Annotated in this window: 11 protein-coding genes; 6 read left to right on the top strand and 5 right to left on the bottom strand. The window is 69.5% G+C overall.

The features are described 5' to 3' along the window. Nucleotides 1-18: 18 nt before the first annotated feature. From ACX114_RS24750 to polA, 6 genes are all read left to right on the top strand, one after another. The gene (locus ACX114_RS24750; RefSeq protein ID WP_459288402.1) at nt 19-876 is read left to right on the top strand and encodes an FHA domain-containing protein; all 858 of its coding nucleotides are present in this window, start codon (nt 19-21) and stop codon (nt 874-876) included. A 112-nt stretch (nt 877-988) separates the two neighbouring features. After that, entirely contained in the window at nt 989-1,525 is a 537-nt protein-coding gene (locus ACX114_RS24745; RefSeq protein WP_459288400.1) for an A24 family peptidase, read from the top strand. Between the two features lie 46 nt (nt 1,526-1,571). Continuing rightward, nucleotides 1,572-3,020, top strand: coding sequence for a type II and III secretion system protein family protein (locus tag ACX114_RS24740; protein ID WP_206793053.1), 1,449 nt, complete (start codon nt 1,572-1,574; stop codon nt 3,018-3,020). 149 nt (nt 3,021-3,169) lie between these two features. Next, on the top strand, nt 3,170-4,921 hold the full coding sequence (locus tag ACX114_RS24735; RefSeq protein WP_459288398.1) for an ATPase, T2SS/T4P/T4SS family: 1,752 nt from the start codon (nt 3,170-3,172) through the stop codon (nt 4,919-4,921). Nucleotides 4,922-4,928: 7 nt separating this feature from the next. Further along, nucleotides 4,929-7,142, top strand: a complete 2,214-nt coding sequence (locus tag ACX114_RS24730; RefSeq protein ID WP_459288396.1) for an FHA domain-containing protein — start codon at nt 4,929-4,931, stop codon at nt 7,140-7,142. 59 nt (nt 7,143-7,201) lie between these two features. Then, entirely contained in the window at nt 7,202-9,907 is a 2,706-nt protein-coding gene (polA, locus tag ACX114_RS24725; protein WP_459288394.1) for a DNA polymerase I, read from the top strand. A gap of 333 nt (nt 9,908-10,240) precedes the next feature. On the opposite strand, the gene ACX114_RS24720 is transcribed toward polA, so the two are convergent. The 5 genes from ACX114_RS24720 to ACX114_RS24700 all read right to left on the bottom strand — a co-directional run bounded on the left by ACX114_RS24720 (nt 10,241) and on the right by ACX114_RS24700 (nt 13,766). Further along, the gene (locus tag ACX114_RS24720) at nt 10,241-10,783 is read right to left on the bottom strand and encodes a hypothetical protein (protein ID WP_206793062.1); all 543 of its coding nucleotides are present in this window, start codon (nt 10,781-10,783) and stop codon (nt 10,241-10,243) included. A 182-nt stretch (nt 10,784-10,965) separates the two neighbouring features. Continuing rightward, nucleotides 10,966-12,255, bottom strand: coding sequence for a peptidase MA family metallohydrolase (locus tag ACX114_RS24715; RefSeq protein WP_459288392.1), 1,290 nt, complete (start codon nt 12,253-12,255; stop codon nt 10,966-10,968). Between the two features lie 8 nt (nt 12,256-12,263). Next, complete coding sequence (locus ACX114_RS24710; RefSeq protein WP_459288390.1) at nt 12,264-12,563, bottom strand: DUF167 domain-containing protein; 300 nt, start codon at nt 12,561-12,563, stop codon at nt 12,264-12,266. Between the two features lie 9 nt (nt 12,564-12,572). Further along, nucleotides 12,573-13,100, bottom strand: coding sequence for a DivIVA domain-containing protein (locus tag ACX114_RS24705; protein ID WP_014397740.1), 528 nt, complete (start codon nt 13,098-13,100; stop codon nt 12,573-12,575). Nucleotides 13,101-13,196: 96 nt separating this feature from the next. Continuing rightward, nucleotides 13,197-13,766, bottom strand: coding sequence for a HEAT repeat domain-containing protein (locus ACX114_RS24700; protein ID WP_459288388.1), 570 nt, complete (start codon nt 13,764-13,766; stop codon nt 13,197-13,199).

The raw sequence follows: 13,766 nt of genomic DNA, 5'->3' as shown, positions 1-13,766 counted from the left end.
TTTCCCGAGCCAAGACCGATGATCGATCAGAACTCCCGTCCCGCACGCAAGGTCGGCATCGCCGAGCACCTGTGGGAGACGTACGAAGAGATGGCCCAGCAGATGGGCTCGGATCGCGACGCGCTCATCAACCAGGCGCTGTTCATGTTCGCGCGCCTCAACGGCTTCATCGACGTGAAGACGAAGGGCGAGCCCGCGGTGGCGGCGGTGCCGTCACCCGCGCCCGCCGCGGCGGCGCGTCCGGCCGCTGCTCCGCCCCCGGCCGCCGCGGCCAAGGGCGCTCCGCCGATGCTGTCCCCCGCGCCGCCTCCGCGAGGCGCCGCGCGCAACGTCGACGAGCGCCCGTCCTCCAACGGTCTCGACAATGATCCGGTGCGCCGCGAGGTCGCCGAGCGCGTCCTGGAGACGGCCGCCGAGCTGGAGCGGCTCATCAAGGGCAAGAACGAGCCGCCTCCGCCCGCCGCGGACGACATGATCGAGGACGAGGAGGAGCCCCTGCCGGAGCAGGAGGAGCCGCCGCTCGACGACATGCAGGACGAGCCGCCGGAAGAGGCCGAGGAAGAAGAGGCCATGGAGGAGCCGGACGAGGAGGAGGGCGCCGCGCTCTACCTCGTCACGGAGTCCGGCGAGCAGGAGAAGATCGTCAAGGACCGCTACGTCATCGGACGCGGCAAGCACTGCGACTTCGTCATCAACTCCGGCAAGGTGTCGCGCGAGCACGCCGTCATCGCCCGCGACGGTGGCGACTTCTACATCGAAGACCTCGGCTCCTCGAACGGGACCTGGTTCAACAAGCAGCGCATCAAGCGCCGCAAGGTCGAGGACGGGGACGAGTACTTCATCTGCAGCGAGAAGATCCGCCTCGTCATCCACTGAAGCCGGCATGACGCGGGGCCCCACGGTGCGATGGCCTTGTTCAGGAATTGACGGGCTCAGGGCCTCCATTGTTTGATGGGGGTCGCCTGCTCCCCATGGGAGCAGGTGCCGAATGACACCTGTTCAGCTCGCGCTGTCGACGATTCTGGGAGTGGCCCTGGTGATTGCGGTGGTGACCGACGTGCTGCGCCGGCTCATCCCGAACGCCGTGACCTATCCGCTCATCGTGCTGGGGCTCGTGCTGCGCGGTGTGTCCGAAGGGGTGGGCGGGCTGGAGTCGGGGGTGGTGAGCGGGCTTCTGGCGGGCGCGGGACTCGCGCTGCTGCTGGTGCCGGGTGCGCTGCGCGGGCGCATGGGGTGGGGTGACGTCAAGCTGATGGCGGGCGTGGGCTGCGTGCTGGGCTTTCCCACGGTGCTCGCCGCGGCGGCCTTCATCTCGCTCACGGGCGCGCTGCAGGCCATCGTCACGCTGCTGTGGCAGGGGGCCGTCTGGGACACGCTGGCGGCGGTGGCCCGTCGCTGGGCGGTGCGGATGAAATGGATGCGCGAGGAAACCTCGCCCGCTCCCGCGCGACACATCCCCTACGGCGTCTCCATCGCGCTCGGGACTTTCTGGGCCATGTGGTGGCAGCAACAACATCTGGGATAGCGCGCCGTCAGGCCGGGCGCGCGCACGCAAGAAGGGGATTCACACGATGTTCACTCGCTTCACGCAAGCCCTGGCGCTCGGCGCCGTCGTCACGGTGGTGGCCAGCGCCCCTGCCCAGGCCCAGGAGGGCAGCTCCGTCAGCCTGGGTGTGGGGACCCAGAAGGTGCTCACCATTCCCGGCCTCAGCCGCGTCGCGCTGGGTGATCCGTCCATCGCCGAGGTGAAGACGCTCGGCACCGGCCAGCTGCTCGTCACCGGTAACGCCGAAGGCAAGACGACGCTGCTCGTCTGGAAGTCCTCCGGTCAGCGCATCAGCTACCTGGTGACGGTCCGCAAGCAGGACCCCAACGAGGTCATCTCCGAGATCAAGCGCCTGCTCGGTGAGATTGAAGGCGTGTCCGTGCGCATGGTGGGCGACCGCATCTACCTGGACGGTCAGGCCTACACCACGCAGGACGCGGACCGCATCGAGCAGGTGGTGAGCCTGTACCCGAACGTGAAGTCGTTCGTGAAGATCGCCCCCAACGCCAAGAAGCTGGTCGCGCAGAACCTGAACGCGGCCTTCCAGAAGGCGGGCCTGAAGAACGTGCAGGCCAACGTGGTGGGCGCGACCATCTTCCTGGAGGGCTCCGTGGAGAGCCAGCAGGACCTCCAGAAGGCGGAGCTGATCACCAAGGCCATCGGTGAGAAGGTGGAGAACCTGCTCGTCGTCGGCATCAAGCGGATGATCCTCTCCGAGGTCCAGTTCGTCGAAATCCGCCGCAACAGCCGCGACCGCTACGGCATCAAGTACCCCACGGACATCACCGGCACGCTGTCCGCCACCGCGAACCTGAACAAGGCGCTCCTGCCCTCCGGCGACGCCGTCTCCACGCTCACGCTGGGCGCGATTGGCGGCTCCGACCTGAGCATCGGCTTCCAGGCCAACGACGGTTACGGCCGCCTGCTGGCGCAGCCCAAGCTGGTGTGCGCCAGCGGTGAGAAGGCGGAGTTCCTCGCCGGCGGCGAGGTGCCCATCCCCCTCATCACCAACACGCAGTTCACGGTGGAGTACAAGCCCTACGGCGTCATCCTGAACATCCGCCCCACCGCGGACCGCAACGGCAACATCCAGACGGAAGTGGAGGCCGAGGCCTCTGAAATCGACACCTCCGTGTCCGTGTCCTTCGGTGGTTCGTCCGCCATCCCCGGCTTCCGCACCCGCAAGGTCAAGACGAACGTCACCGTGCGCCACGGTGAGACCATCGTGCTGTCCGGCGTGTTCAGCCACGACGAGCAGAAGGCCGTCGCGAAGCTGCCCGGCCTGGGTCACATCCCCATCGTGGGCGAGCTGTTCAAGAACCGCGCGTTCGACTCCACCAAGCGCGAGCTGGTGATCTTCGTCACCCCGCGCATCGTGAACCCGGACTCGGACAAGGTCCGCAGCATCATCGAGGACGTGAAGACCCGCTACAAGCAGGCCCGCTCCGAGGTGAACTTCAACATCTTCGACTGACGGCCTTCCTCGCCGCCGCGTCGGATCCGGGCCGGCTCCGTCCCCGCTTCAGAGGGGGAGGGCGCCGGCCCGTTCGTTTCCGGGCAGCAGGCGGGCGAGCGTCGCAGGAGTCTTTGAGGTCGTAGGAGGGCTTGGTAGCATCCCGCCCCATGTTTCTCATCACGCTGACGGAGAAGGGCGGCGGTTCGGAGCAGCGGGAGTACCCCAAGAACGAGATCACGATCGGCCGGATTGCTGGCAACGACATCGTGCTCGCCAAGGGGAACGTCTCCAAGACCCACTCCCGCATCGTCGAAAAGGATGGGCGCTTCATCATCGTGGACATGAAGTCCACGAACGGCACCTTCGTGAACGGCAAGAAGATCGCCGGTCCCATGGTGCTCAAGCCCACCGACCAGGTCTCCATCGGCGACTACATCCTCAACGTCGAGCCGCTGGAGGAAGAGCCCGCGGAAGAGGCCTACGACGAGGAGCAGGGCGAAGAGGCCTACGAGGAAGAGGCCTACGAAGAAGAGGAGCCCTACGAGGAGGAGGAGCCCGCGCCCGCTCCCGCGGCTCCCAGCCGCATGCCCGCGTCCATGGCCGCGGCCATGGCGAAGAACAAGCGCAAGGTGGACCCCCGGCTGGAGCGCTACTCGCGGCTCCAGAAGGAGATCCACGACCGGCTCATCGAGTACCTGGACCTGCGCCGCATGGACATGGACCGGCTCGGGGACGAGGAGCTCTGGCGCCGCACCGAAAAGGCCATCCGGGACATCATCGACCAGATGGAGGCGGACCAGGAGCTTCCCGGGGACGTGGACCGGGAGGAGCTGCTCACCGACGTCATCAACGAGGCGCTGGGCCTGGGGCCCCTGGAGGCGTTCCTCGCGTCGGAAGAGATCAGCGAGATCATGGTGAACCACGCCAACCAGATCTACATCGAGCGCAAGGGCAAGCTGACCCTGTCGGAGAAGATCTTCTCCTCCAACCAGGCGGTGCTCGGCGTCATCGAGCGCATCGTGGCGCCCATTGGCCGCCGCATCGACGAATCCAGCCCGCTGGTGGACGCGCGCCTCAAGGACGGCAGCCGCGTGAACGCCATCATCCCGCCGCTGGCGCTCAAGGGCCCCTGCATCACCATCCGCAAGTTCAAGAAGGACGCGCTCAAGATCCAGGACCTCATCAAGTACAAGACCATCACCGCGCAGATGGCCGAGTTCCTGGAGATGTGCGTGACGGCCCGGCGCAACATCGTCATCTCCGGCGGCACGGGCTCCGGGAAGACGACGACGCTGAACATCATCAGCTCGTTCATCCCGGAGGGGGAGCGCATCATCACGGTGGAGGACGCGGCGGAGCTTCAGCTGCCGCAGGACCACTGGGTACAGCTGGAGAGCCGCCCGCCCAACCTGGAAGGCAAGGGCGCCATCACCATCCGCGAGCTGGTGAAGAACTGCCTGCGCATGCGGCCGGACCGCATCGTGGTGGGCGAGTGCCGCTCCGGTGAGACGCTGGACATGCTCCAGGCCATGAACACCGGCCACGACGGTTCGCTCACCACGCTGCACGCGAACACGCCGCGCGACGCGATTGCCCGGCTGGAGACGATGGTGCTCATGTCCGGCATGGAGCTGCCGGTGAAGGCCATCCGCGAGCAGATCGCCAGCGCCGTGCACCTCATCGTGCAGCAGACGCGCTTCTCCGACGGGACGCGCAAGATCTGCTTCGTCACGGAGGTGTCCGGCATGGAGGTCGACATCGTGACCCTCCAGGACATCTTCTATTACAAGCAGGACGGCTTCACGGAAGACCACAAGGTGCGTGGGCGCTTCGTGGCTTCGGGCTTCGTCCCGAAGTTCTACGACGAGCTCCAGCGCAAGGGCATCCCCGTGAACATGAGCATCTTCCGCGAGGACTGACGCGCCCATGCCTACCCTGGTCGTCCGTCACCCTGACGGAACTGAGCACGAGCACGAGATCGCGGGCGAGCTGAAGATCGGCCGCCAGCAAGGCAATGACCTGGTCCTCACGGAAGGTGGCGTGTCGCGGCAGCACGCGCGCATCTACGTGGAGGGCGGCACGGTCTATGTCGAGGACGGGGGCAGCCAGAACGGCACCTTCGTGGACGGCGAGCGCATCGAGGGGCCCACGGCGCTGACGCCGGCCTCGCAGGTGCTGCTGGGCGACTACGAGCTGAAGCTCAAGGGCGCTGCCCGGAGCACCAGCGGCCGCCGCGTGGCGACGCCTCCTCCCGGCGACCCGGCGACGCTCGCGGACGCGCCCGTGAAGGGCACGCGCGCCATGCCCAGCATCCGCGCCAAGGCCACGCAGAACGGGGCCGCGAAGCCCGAGGGCGCGCTGGCGAGGCGGCCCGCGCGCTCCACGCCCGCGGGTGCGGGGGCGGCTGCCGCGGCGGCGGGCGCGAGCTCCGGTCCGATGCTCAAGGGCATGACGGGCCCGTGGGCGGGCAAGTCCTATCCCATCAACGGCACGGTGCTGGTGGGCCGGGCGCCTCCGGCGGCGGTCATCCTGGATGACGACTCCGTGAGCCGGAAGCACGCGGAGGTGAAGCGCGAGGGCTCCGCGGTGCTCGCGCGCGACCTGGGCAGCGCCAACGGCACGCTGCTCAACGGCGAGCTGCTGGGCGAGGAGTTCGTCGACCTTCAGCCCGGGGACGTCCTCCAGTTCGGCGTGGTGGAGATGACCTACGAGGCCTCCGACACGCCCTCGCGCCGTCCGGGCGCCGCGCCGGTCCGTCGTGGCGGCAGGGCCGCGCCCGAGGCGGACAAGAAGCGCAAGCTGCTGGTGGTCGCGGGCGGCGTGGTGGCGCTGCTGGCGGTGGCGGCGGTGGTGAAGACCTCCATTGGCGCGCCCCAGAAGGCGCAGAAGACGGGGCCGGCCGCGCCGCTGGATCCCGCGCAGCAGGTGCAGGAGTTCCTCAGCGAGTGCCGCTCCTATTCCTCCAACGAGATGGGGGCTCCCGACTGGGGCCGCGCCGAGAAGGCGTGTGAGCAGGCGCTGGACATGGACCCCATCAACGCCGAGGCGAACACCCTCGTGCGGCGCATCAAGCTGGAGAAGGAGGCCTCCGACAACTTCGAGGCCGCGAAGAAGGCCATCGAGCTCAACCGCGAGAAGGACGCGCTGGAGCTCCTGCGCAAGATTCCGAAGGAGAGCGAGTACTTCCGCCGCGCCCGCTCCAAGGCGAAGGAGACGGCCGAGCAGTTCGTGGAGCGCGCGAAGGACGACTGCAAGCGCTACCTGAACAACTCGCAGTGGGTCCCCGCGGTGCAGCGCTGCCAGCAGTACATGGAAGTGTGGTGCCAGAAGCAGAGCAAGGAGGACCTGGAGCCGCCCATCGGTCAGACGCTCCGCCTGGAGGGCGGCCTGCGCAAGAACGAGTGGCGTCCCAAGGACGCCATGTTCGTGAAGTTCCTGGTGGCCCGCAACCGCGTGGACCGCAACGCCCAGCCGTGGACGTGCCCCGTGTCCGACATCCTCCAGGAGGACGGGCTGGGCGTGGATCAGGCCAGCGAGGTGCGCGCCATGTTCGCCAAGCGCTATGCCCCGAAGCTCGTCCAGGCGGCGATGATGGACTACTGGGCTGGCCGCGGTAGCGAGGCGATGGCGACGCTGCAGAAGCTGCGCTCGAAGGAGGACCAGGCGCAGTTCCACCAGCTGGCGGACGACCTCATCCGCGACGTGTCCAACGTGGATCAGCTCTTCAAGACGGGTGAGAGCTCGCTCAGCAACGACGAGCCCGAGCGCGCGGTGGCGCCGTTCAAGGACGCGCTGGCGACGGACAAGCGCATCATGGCGGAGCTGGCGGAGTCGCACCTGTCCTTCTACCGGAAGAACATGTTCCAGGACCTGGCGGCCTCCGCCTACCAGCGCGGCAAGCACTTCGCCGACCGCGAGGACCGCCGCCGTGGCTGCCGCATCTGGAAGATGGGTTTCGACTTCTACAAGGGCAACACGAACCTGAACCGCGTGGTGGCCTTCTGCTCCACGCAGGCGCAGAACGCGTTGAACAGCGTGGGCAATTGCTCGGACTTCCAGGCGGTGGAGGACTATGCCGTGCCGGGTGACGGCATCGCCGAGCAGATGGCCGCGAAGAAGGCCGAGATGAAGTGCCGCTGAGCGGCGCTCCGGTGCGGGGCTTCGTGGACAGACAGCGGTAGGCGCGCTAGGGACGGGGGATGGCCGACACCAGCCCCCCGCGCTCCGAGCGCCGCCTGGCGCTCTTCGACGCCTCTGGCTTCATCTTCCGCGCCTACCACGCCATCCCCCCGCTCACGACGAGCAAGGGGGTGCCCACCAACGCGGTGCTGGGCTTCACCCGCATGGTGCTCAAGGCCCTGCAGGAGCTGAAGCCCACGCACGTGGCGTTGGCGTTCGACAAGTCCGGCCGCGTGGAGCGTCAGAAGATCGACCCCACGTACAAGGCGAACCGCAAGGCGCCACCGGAGGACCTGACGCCCCAGTTCCCGCTCATCCGCAAGGTGGGTGACGTGCTGAACCTGCCCTCGCTGGACGCGGAGGGCTGGGAGGCGGACGACGTCATCGGCACGCTCGCGATGCAGGCGAAGGCGGAGGGCTTCCAGGTCCTGGTCGTCACCAGCGACAAGGACTTCATGCAGATCGTCGACGAGGACATCACCCTCTTCGACCCCGCGAAGAACAAGCGCATCGGCATCGCGGACGTACAGGAGAAGATGGGCATCCTGCCCAGGCAGGTGCGCGACTTCCTGGCCCTGGTGGGCGACGCGGTGGACAACGTCGCCAAGGTGCCCGGCGTGGGCGACAAGACGGCCGTGGAGCTGCTCCACCAGTTCGGCGACGTGGAGACGTTGCTCGCGCGCGTGGAAGAGGTGAAGAAGCCGAAGATCCGCGCGGCGCTGGAGTCCCACCGCGAGAGCCTGACGCGCGCCAAGCAGCTCGTGACGTTCAACACCGGGCTGCCCCTGGGCGTGAAGCTGGACGACCTGGTCCGCCGCGCGCCGGACGCCACGCGCGCGCGGGACCTGTTCACGGAGCTGGAGTTCTTCGCGCTCCTGCGCGACCTGCCCGCGGAGGAGGCTCCGGCCCGGCCGGACGTGGCGCCGCTCGCCACCACCACCACGCTGGTCACCACCGAGGCGGAGCTGAAGGCGCTGGCGGACGCGGCGAAGGCGGCCGGGGCCCTCACGCTGGTGCCCGCCTTCGAGGGCATGCCCTTCGCGGCGCCGCTGGTGGGCCTGGGCGTGGCGCTGCCGGACGGCGCCACGCGCTACGTGCCGCTGAGACACCAGCAGCTGGGCGCCACGCAGGTGCCGGTGGCGGCCTTCACCGCGACGATGAAGGACGTGATCTCCGACCCGGCGGTGAAGAAGGGCGGCCACGACCTCAAGGCGCTCACGCTGGTGCTGGCCAACGAAGGGCTGACGCTGGAGGGCGCGCACGACGACGTGGAGCTCCTGAGCTACCTGCTCAACCCGTCGCGCCGGGAGCACGCGCTGGCGGACCTGGCGCGGGAGCGGCTGCGCTCGGAGCTGCCCGCGCTGCCCGCGTCGGTGGAGGGCAAGAAGGGACGGCCGCTGGCGGACCACGGGCCGGACGAGGTGGCCGCGGCGTACGCGGTGCGCGCGGACGCGGCGCGCAGGATGGCGCCGGAGCTGTGGAAGGAGCTGGAGCTGGGCGGGCTGTCGGAGCTGGCGCGCACGCTGGAGCTGCCGCTCCTGCCCGTGCTCGCGCGCATGGAGCGCGAGGGCGTGAAGCTGGACGTGGCGGAGCTGGGCCGCACCTCTGAACGCGTGGACGTGGAGGTGAAGGCGAAGGAGGCCGAGTGCCACCAGGCCGCGGGCCACGTCTTCAACCTGGGCTCCAACCCGCAGCTGGCGCAGGTGCTCTACGAGGAGCAGAAGCTGCCCATCCTCAAGCGCGGCAAGACGGGCCCGTCCACGGACCAGGAGGTGCTGGAGAAGCTGGCGGAGGAGCACAACAGCGTGCTCGCGCGCGCGCTCATCGAGTACCGGGGCCTGTCCAAGCTCAAGAGCACCTACCTGGACACGCTGCCCACGCTGGTGGCGAAGGACGGGCGCATCCACACCACGTATCACCAGGCGGCCACCGCCACCGGCCGGCTGTCCTCGTCCGACCCGAACCTGCAGAACATCCCGGTCCGCACGGAGCTGGGGCGGGAGATCCGCCGCGCCTTCGTGGCGGACGCGGGGCACCAGTTGGTGAGCGCGGACTACTCGCAGATTGAGCTGCGGCTCCTGGCGCACATCGCGGAGGACCCGGTCCTCATCGACGCGTTCCGCAACGACGAGGACATCCACAGCCGCACGGCGGCGGAAGTCTTTGGCGTGGACCCCAAGGACGTGGACCGCGAGCAGCGCCGCGTGGCGAAGATGGTGAACTTCGGCATCGCGTACGGCCTGTCCGCGCACGGCCTGTCCACGCGCCTGGGCATCTCCCAGGAGAACGCGCGCGACGTCATCGAGCGGTTCTTCATCCGCTACGCCGGCATCCGCCAGTACCTGGAGGACACCGTGGAGCGGGCGCGCAAGGTGGGCTACGTGGAGACGCTCTACGGCCGCCGCCGCCTGATGGGGGACCTGCTCTCCAAGAACCGCGCGGTGGCCCAGGCCGCCGAGCGCGCCGCCATCAACATGCCCATCCAGGGCACCGCCGCGGACCTGATGAAGAAGGCCATGCTGGCCGTGGACGCCGCGCTGCGGGAGCAGAAGCTGAAGACGCGCGTGCTCCTCCAGGTGCACGACGAACTGCTCTTCGAGGCGCCGGACGCGGAGGTGGAGGCCGTGAAGGCCCTGGCCGTGAAGAGCATGGCCTCCGTCGCCGAGCTGAAGGTGCCGCTCAAGGTGGACGTGGGCGCGGGGAAGAGCTGGGCGGACGCGCACTGAGCGCACAAAAAAATGCGGGAGAGCGCCCACCCCCGTAGGCGCCCTCCCGCTGCCCCATCCCCAATCCCCCCGACAAAACATGCCGATCCGTCCGACCGGCGGAGCGCGCGGACCCCCATCCACGCGTTCCGGCGTTCGACTGTGTGCGGCTCACCGCTCCCCCGAGCAGGAACTCGCACCCTCAAGGCGCGTCACGGACCCCCATCCATGACAGCGCTCCCTCCCGCCAGCCCCCGGACCCTTCCTCAGTGAGGAGTGTCAAGCCGGACGGATCGGCAAACCGTTGCAACCAAACCCTGGCGCCTCCCGCGCGCCGTCGAATCCTTGTCAAACTCAGTGCATGGCGGACCGCTCGTCGCGGCGGCCCATGGGGGCCCGGCGCGCGTGGGACGGCCGCTCGAAGTACTCCACCACCAGACCGCCGAACGGCACCCGGGGCCCATCCGCCTTCGGGTCCGCCATCCGCTGGAGCAGCGCCACCGCGCTGTCCACGGCCTCGTCGAGCGCGCGGTTGATGCGCTGGCGCTCCGCGTCTCCGCCGCCCAGCACCTCCAGGGCGTCCACCAGGCACCGCCGCAGCAGTGCGAACTCGTCGTGCAGGGCCCGAGCGCCACGCTCCGGCGCCAGGCGCAGCACCGCGCGGGTGCGGCTCCAGGGGCTGGACTCCACGCCCTCCAGCGTCAGCCCCAGCTCCCGGACGAAGGGCTCCACCAGTCCGTCCAGCAGGCTGGGGCCCGGAACGCCCTGGCCCTCGTGCGACGCCAGCCGCATCCGCCGCCACAGGGCCGCGATGCGCTCCGGCTGCTTGCTGAAGACCCGGGCCGCCCCGGCCTTCTTCCGTCCCCGCTCCGCCGCCATGTCCGTTGTCGTCCGCATCGCGAACGAAGACTTAGCAAAGGCTTTGCCAACGCCAGACGGTTGGTGGTTCCCAATGAATCCGCCCACTTGGGCAATGGGGGTGCCCTGAAGGGCGGCCGGAGGACGTAAATCCTACGGGGCGGATGTTGAAAGGCGGGGGGCAGGGGAAGTTCCTTCCCTGCCTGGGCACACGGCGCCTCTCAGTGGAGCGTCGGCTTGGGCGGGCGGCCCGACGGGGCCTCGCCGTCCAGCTCGTACTCGCCGCTGGCGGACTCCGGCTCCTCGTCGTCCAGGTCCATGTCTGGACCGTCCGCGCCTTCCGGATGGCCCGCGCCCGACTCCAGGGGCTCCGGCGCGCCCTCCAGGGCTTCCGGCTGACTGGGGGCGGACGGATTGGGCGGGGCCACGGGCGGGGTGGCGCCGGGCCACTCCGGCCAGGGGAGGGCAGGGGACAGCGGCTCGGAGCCGTCCACGGGGACGGGCCCCGCGGCGCGGGCGGCGGCGAGCAGGCGCAGCGCGGCGTCCTCGGCGGCGTCCTCCGCGGCCAGCTCCGTCATCCGCTCGGCCTTCTGGCGCATGCGGCGCACGAAGGCGGCCACGCACAGGATGGAGGCGGTGAGCCACAGCAGCGCGGAGCTGGTGGTGAGCGGCAGCCAGCCGTAGCGGGCCGCGAGCCCCTCGCGCCAGTCCTGCTCTTCCAACAGCAGCGACGTGCGGAAGGCCTTGCCGAAGGCCTGCTCGAAGGGCTCACCCGCGCGCACGCCGTCCACCAGCAGGCCCATGGCGTGAGAGCCGTGCTTGCCGGTGAGGAAGGCCACGAACGCGGCGCTCTGCGCGTAGGCGATCTCCACGTCCGCGGGCACGTCCGGCCATTCGTCGGACAGGTCCTCGAAGTGGAAGACGCGCTCCTGCGTCACCGCGCGGAAAAGGGCGCTGTAGTGGGCGACGGAGTAGCGCTCGTCGGTGAGGTTCTGCGCCACGCCCTCCTGGAACCAGCGCGGCCAGTCCTTCGCCAGCTGGCCCAGCGCCACGTGCGCCAGCTCGTGCCGCAGCGTGGTGGGGCCCTCCGTGTCGCTCAGGCTGAGCGCGTCCAGCAGGATGATCTGATGCCCGGGGTAGGCGAGCGCCACGGCCCAGCCCGGAGGCTTGCCACCGGGGAGCGCCAGCGCCTCGAACTCCTGGCGGCCCACGCCCAGGCGGATTTCGGTGGTGCCCGGCCAGTCGCGCCCGAGCATCGCGCCGAAGGCATCGCGCACGCCTTCAATCTGCCCGGCCAGCGCCCGGGCCGCGCCCGCCGCCTTCGCGGTGTGCAGGATGACGAAGCGCTGCGTCTTCAGCTCGCCCGCGATGATGGCGGGGCGTGCGTGGGGCACGAGCGCGGTGTCCGTGACGACGGCCTCCGTGGCGTGGATGCCCCGCGGACCTTCGTCCTGTGCGAACACGCCCGGCGAGGCCAGCAGCATCATCAGGAAGGCGAACAGGCGGAGCATGCGTGGCCTCACGGTCCACCAGAGATAACAGCCTCGGCCGCCGCCGCATCAACCCCTTCCACCCTCAATCGCTTACGGCGCGACGTGTCACCCGCCACGAGTGTCACCTGGCGACGCGGCACGCCCAGCGTTTTGGCGATGAATTCCACCAGGGCCGCATTCGCTTCACCATCCACGGGCGGCGCGGCGAGCTGGATCTTCAGCTGGCCGTCATGCTCGCCCACCACCTGGGTGCGGGACGCGCGCGGCTGGACGAGCACCGTCAGCTCCACCCCTGTCTGCATGGCCTTGAGCCAGGGAGCGGGCATGCGCGGGTGCTAGTCGTTGGAGGTGGCCTTCTTCTGGGACAGGAACGCGACGTTGTCCTCCACGCGCGCGTAGTCGCGGTCCGCGAAGGTGGGCGCGGCGAACGTCTCCAGCAGCTTGCGGTGGGCCTCCACCACGGAGCGCACCTGCGACTCGAACTGGGTGCGCTGGCGCTTGAGCTCGTTGATGTCCTCCACCACCTGCACCAATCGCTGGTGCGCGCCGTGGACGATCTTCTCCGCCTGGTGCTCCGCGTCCGCGATGATGATCTCCGCTTCCTTCTTCGCGGCGTCCTTCAGGTCCTCGCTGATGCGCTGGGCGGTGACCATCGTCTCCTGGAGGGTGCGCTCGCGCTCCTGATGCTGCTCGAGCCGCGCCTGCGTGCGCTTCAGCTCCTCCTTGAGCGCGATGTTCTCCTTCACGACCTCCTCGAACTCGCCGGCGATCAGCTCCAGGTACGCGCCCACTTCGGGACGCGCGAAGCCGCGCATCACCGTCTCGAAGCGCTTCTGCCGGATGTCGAGGGGGGTGATCTTCATGCGCCCCAGTCTAACCCATACACGCGCGCACTCCAGGAATCGGCCCGGAGGGCCTGGGGCGGCGTCAGGCCTGGAGAGCAGACAGGCAGGCGTGTTTCAGGGCGCGGCGGCCGGGGCGGCTTCCCACTGCGACGCGACCGAGCGCGCGGCGTTCTGCACCGCGTAGCCCACGCGGCTGTCCGCGGCCACGTCCTGCACCACCCGGCGGGCGGTGGGGGTGCGCTGATACAGAAGACCACTCAGCGCCTGAATCTTCAGCGCGTCCGGCAGGCGCGGGTGTCTCACGACGTTGCCGAGAATCTCTTCCGCGCGCCGGTGCTGGAAGAGCGCCACCGCGCGCAACGCGGCCTGCTGGATGCGCGGGTTGGGGTCCCAGATGAACGCGGCCAGCGGGTCCAGGGCGCGCGCGTCGCCCAGGAGCGCCAGGTCCTCGATGGCGAGCGTGCGGATCTCCTCCGGCGCGGGCTCCGCCGCCCACAGCAGGCCCTTCAGGAGGGAGGCGTCGGCGGCCCCGGTCTCCGCGGGGGATCGGGCAGGGGCCGCGCGCTCGGCGGAGGCCTTCTCGGTCTTCGGGGCGGCCTTGGGCGCCGCGGCCGGGGGGGCCGACGGGGCCTGGGCGTGCGCGGCGGCGGTCAGGAGCAGGGCGGCGGCGAGGAGCGGTCGCAT

Source organism: Corallococcus sp. M7, from assembly GCF_054512695.1.
Note: the sequence above shows the minus strand (reverse complement) of the source record. Positions and strands in the feature narration are given on the sequence as shown.

Bases quoted from the DNA above. Each gene is read 5' to 3' on its own strand.
- ACX114_RS24750 (WP_459288402.1), top strand. From the start codon at position 19: ATGATCGATCAGAACTCCCGTCCCGCACGCAAGGTCGGCATCGCCGAG.
- ACX114_RS24745 (WP_459288400.1), top strand. From the start codon at position 989: ATGACACCTGTTCAGCTCGCGCTGTCGACGATTCTGGGAGTGGCCCTG.
- ACX114_RS24740 (WP_206793053.1), top strand. From the start codon at position 1,572: ATGTTCACTCGCTTCACGCAAGCCCTGGCGCTCGGCGCCGTCGTCACG.
- ACX114_RS24735 (WP_459288398.1), top strand. From the start codon at position 3,170: ATGTTTCTCATCACGCTGACGGAGAAGGGCGGCGGTTCGGAGCAGCGG.
- ACX114_RS24730 (WP_459288396.1), top strand. From the start codon at position 4,929: ATGCCTACCCTGGTCGTCCGTCACCCTGACGGAACTGAGCACGAGCAC.
- polA (WP_459288394.1), top strand. From the start codon at position 7,202: ATGGCCGACACCAGCCCCCCGCGCTCCGAGCGCCGCCTGGCGCTCTTC.
- ACX114_RS24720 (WP_206793062.1), bottom strand. From the start codon at position 10,783: ATGCGGACGACAACGGACATGGCGGCGGAGCGGGGACGGAAGAAGGCC.
- ACX114_RS24715 (WP_459288392.1), bottom strand. From the start codon at position 12,255: ATGCTCCGCCTGTTCGCCTTCCTGATGATGCTGCTGGCCTCGCCGGGC.
- ACX114_RS24710 (WP_459288390.1), bottom strand. From the start codon at position 12,563: ATGCCCGCTCCCTGGCTCAAGGCCATGCAGACAGGGGTGGAGCTGACG.
- ACX114_RS24705 (WP_014397740.1), bottom strand. From the start codon at position 13,100: ATGAAGATCACCCCCCTCGACATCCGGCAGAAGCGCTTCGAGACGGTG.
- ACX114_RS24700 (WP_459288388.1), bottom strand. From the start codon at position 13,766: ATGCGACCGCTCCTCGCCGCCGCCCTGCTCCTGACCGCCGCCGCGCAC.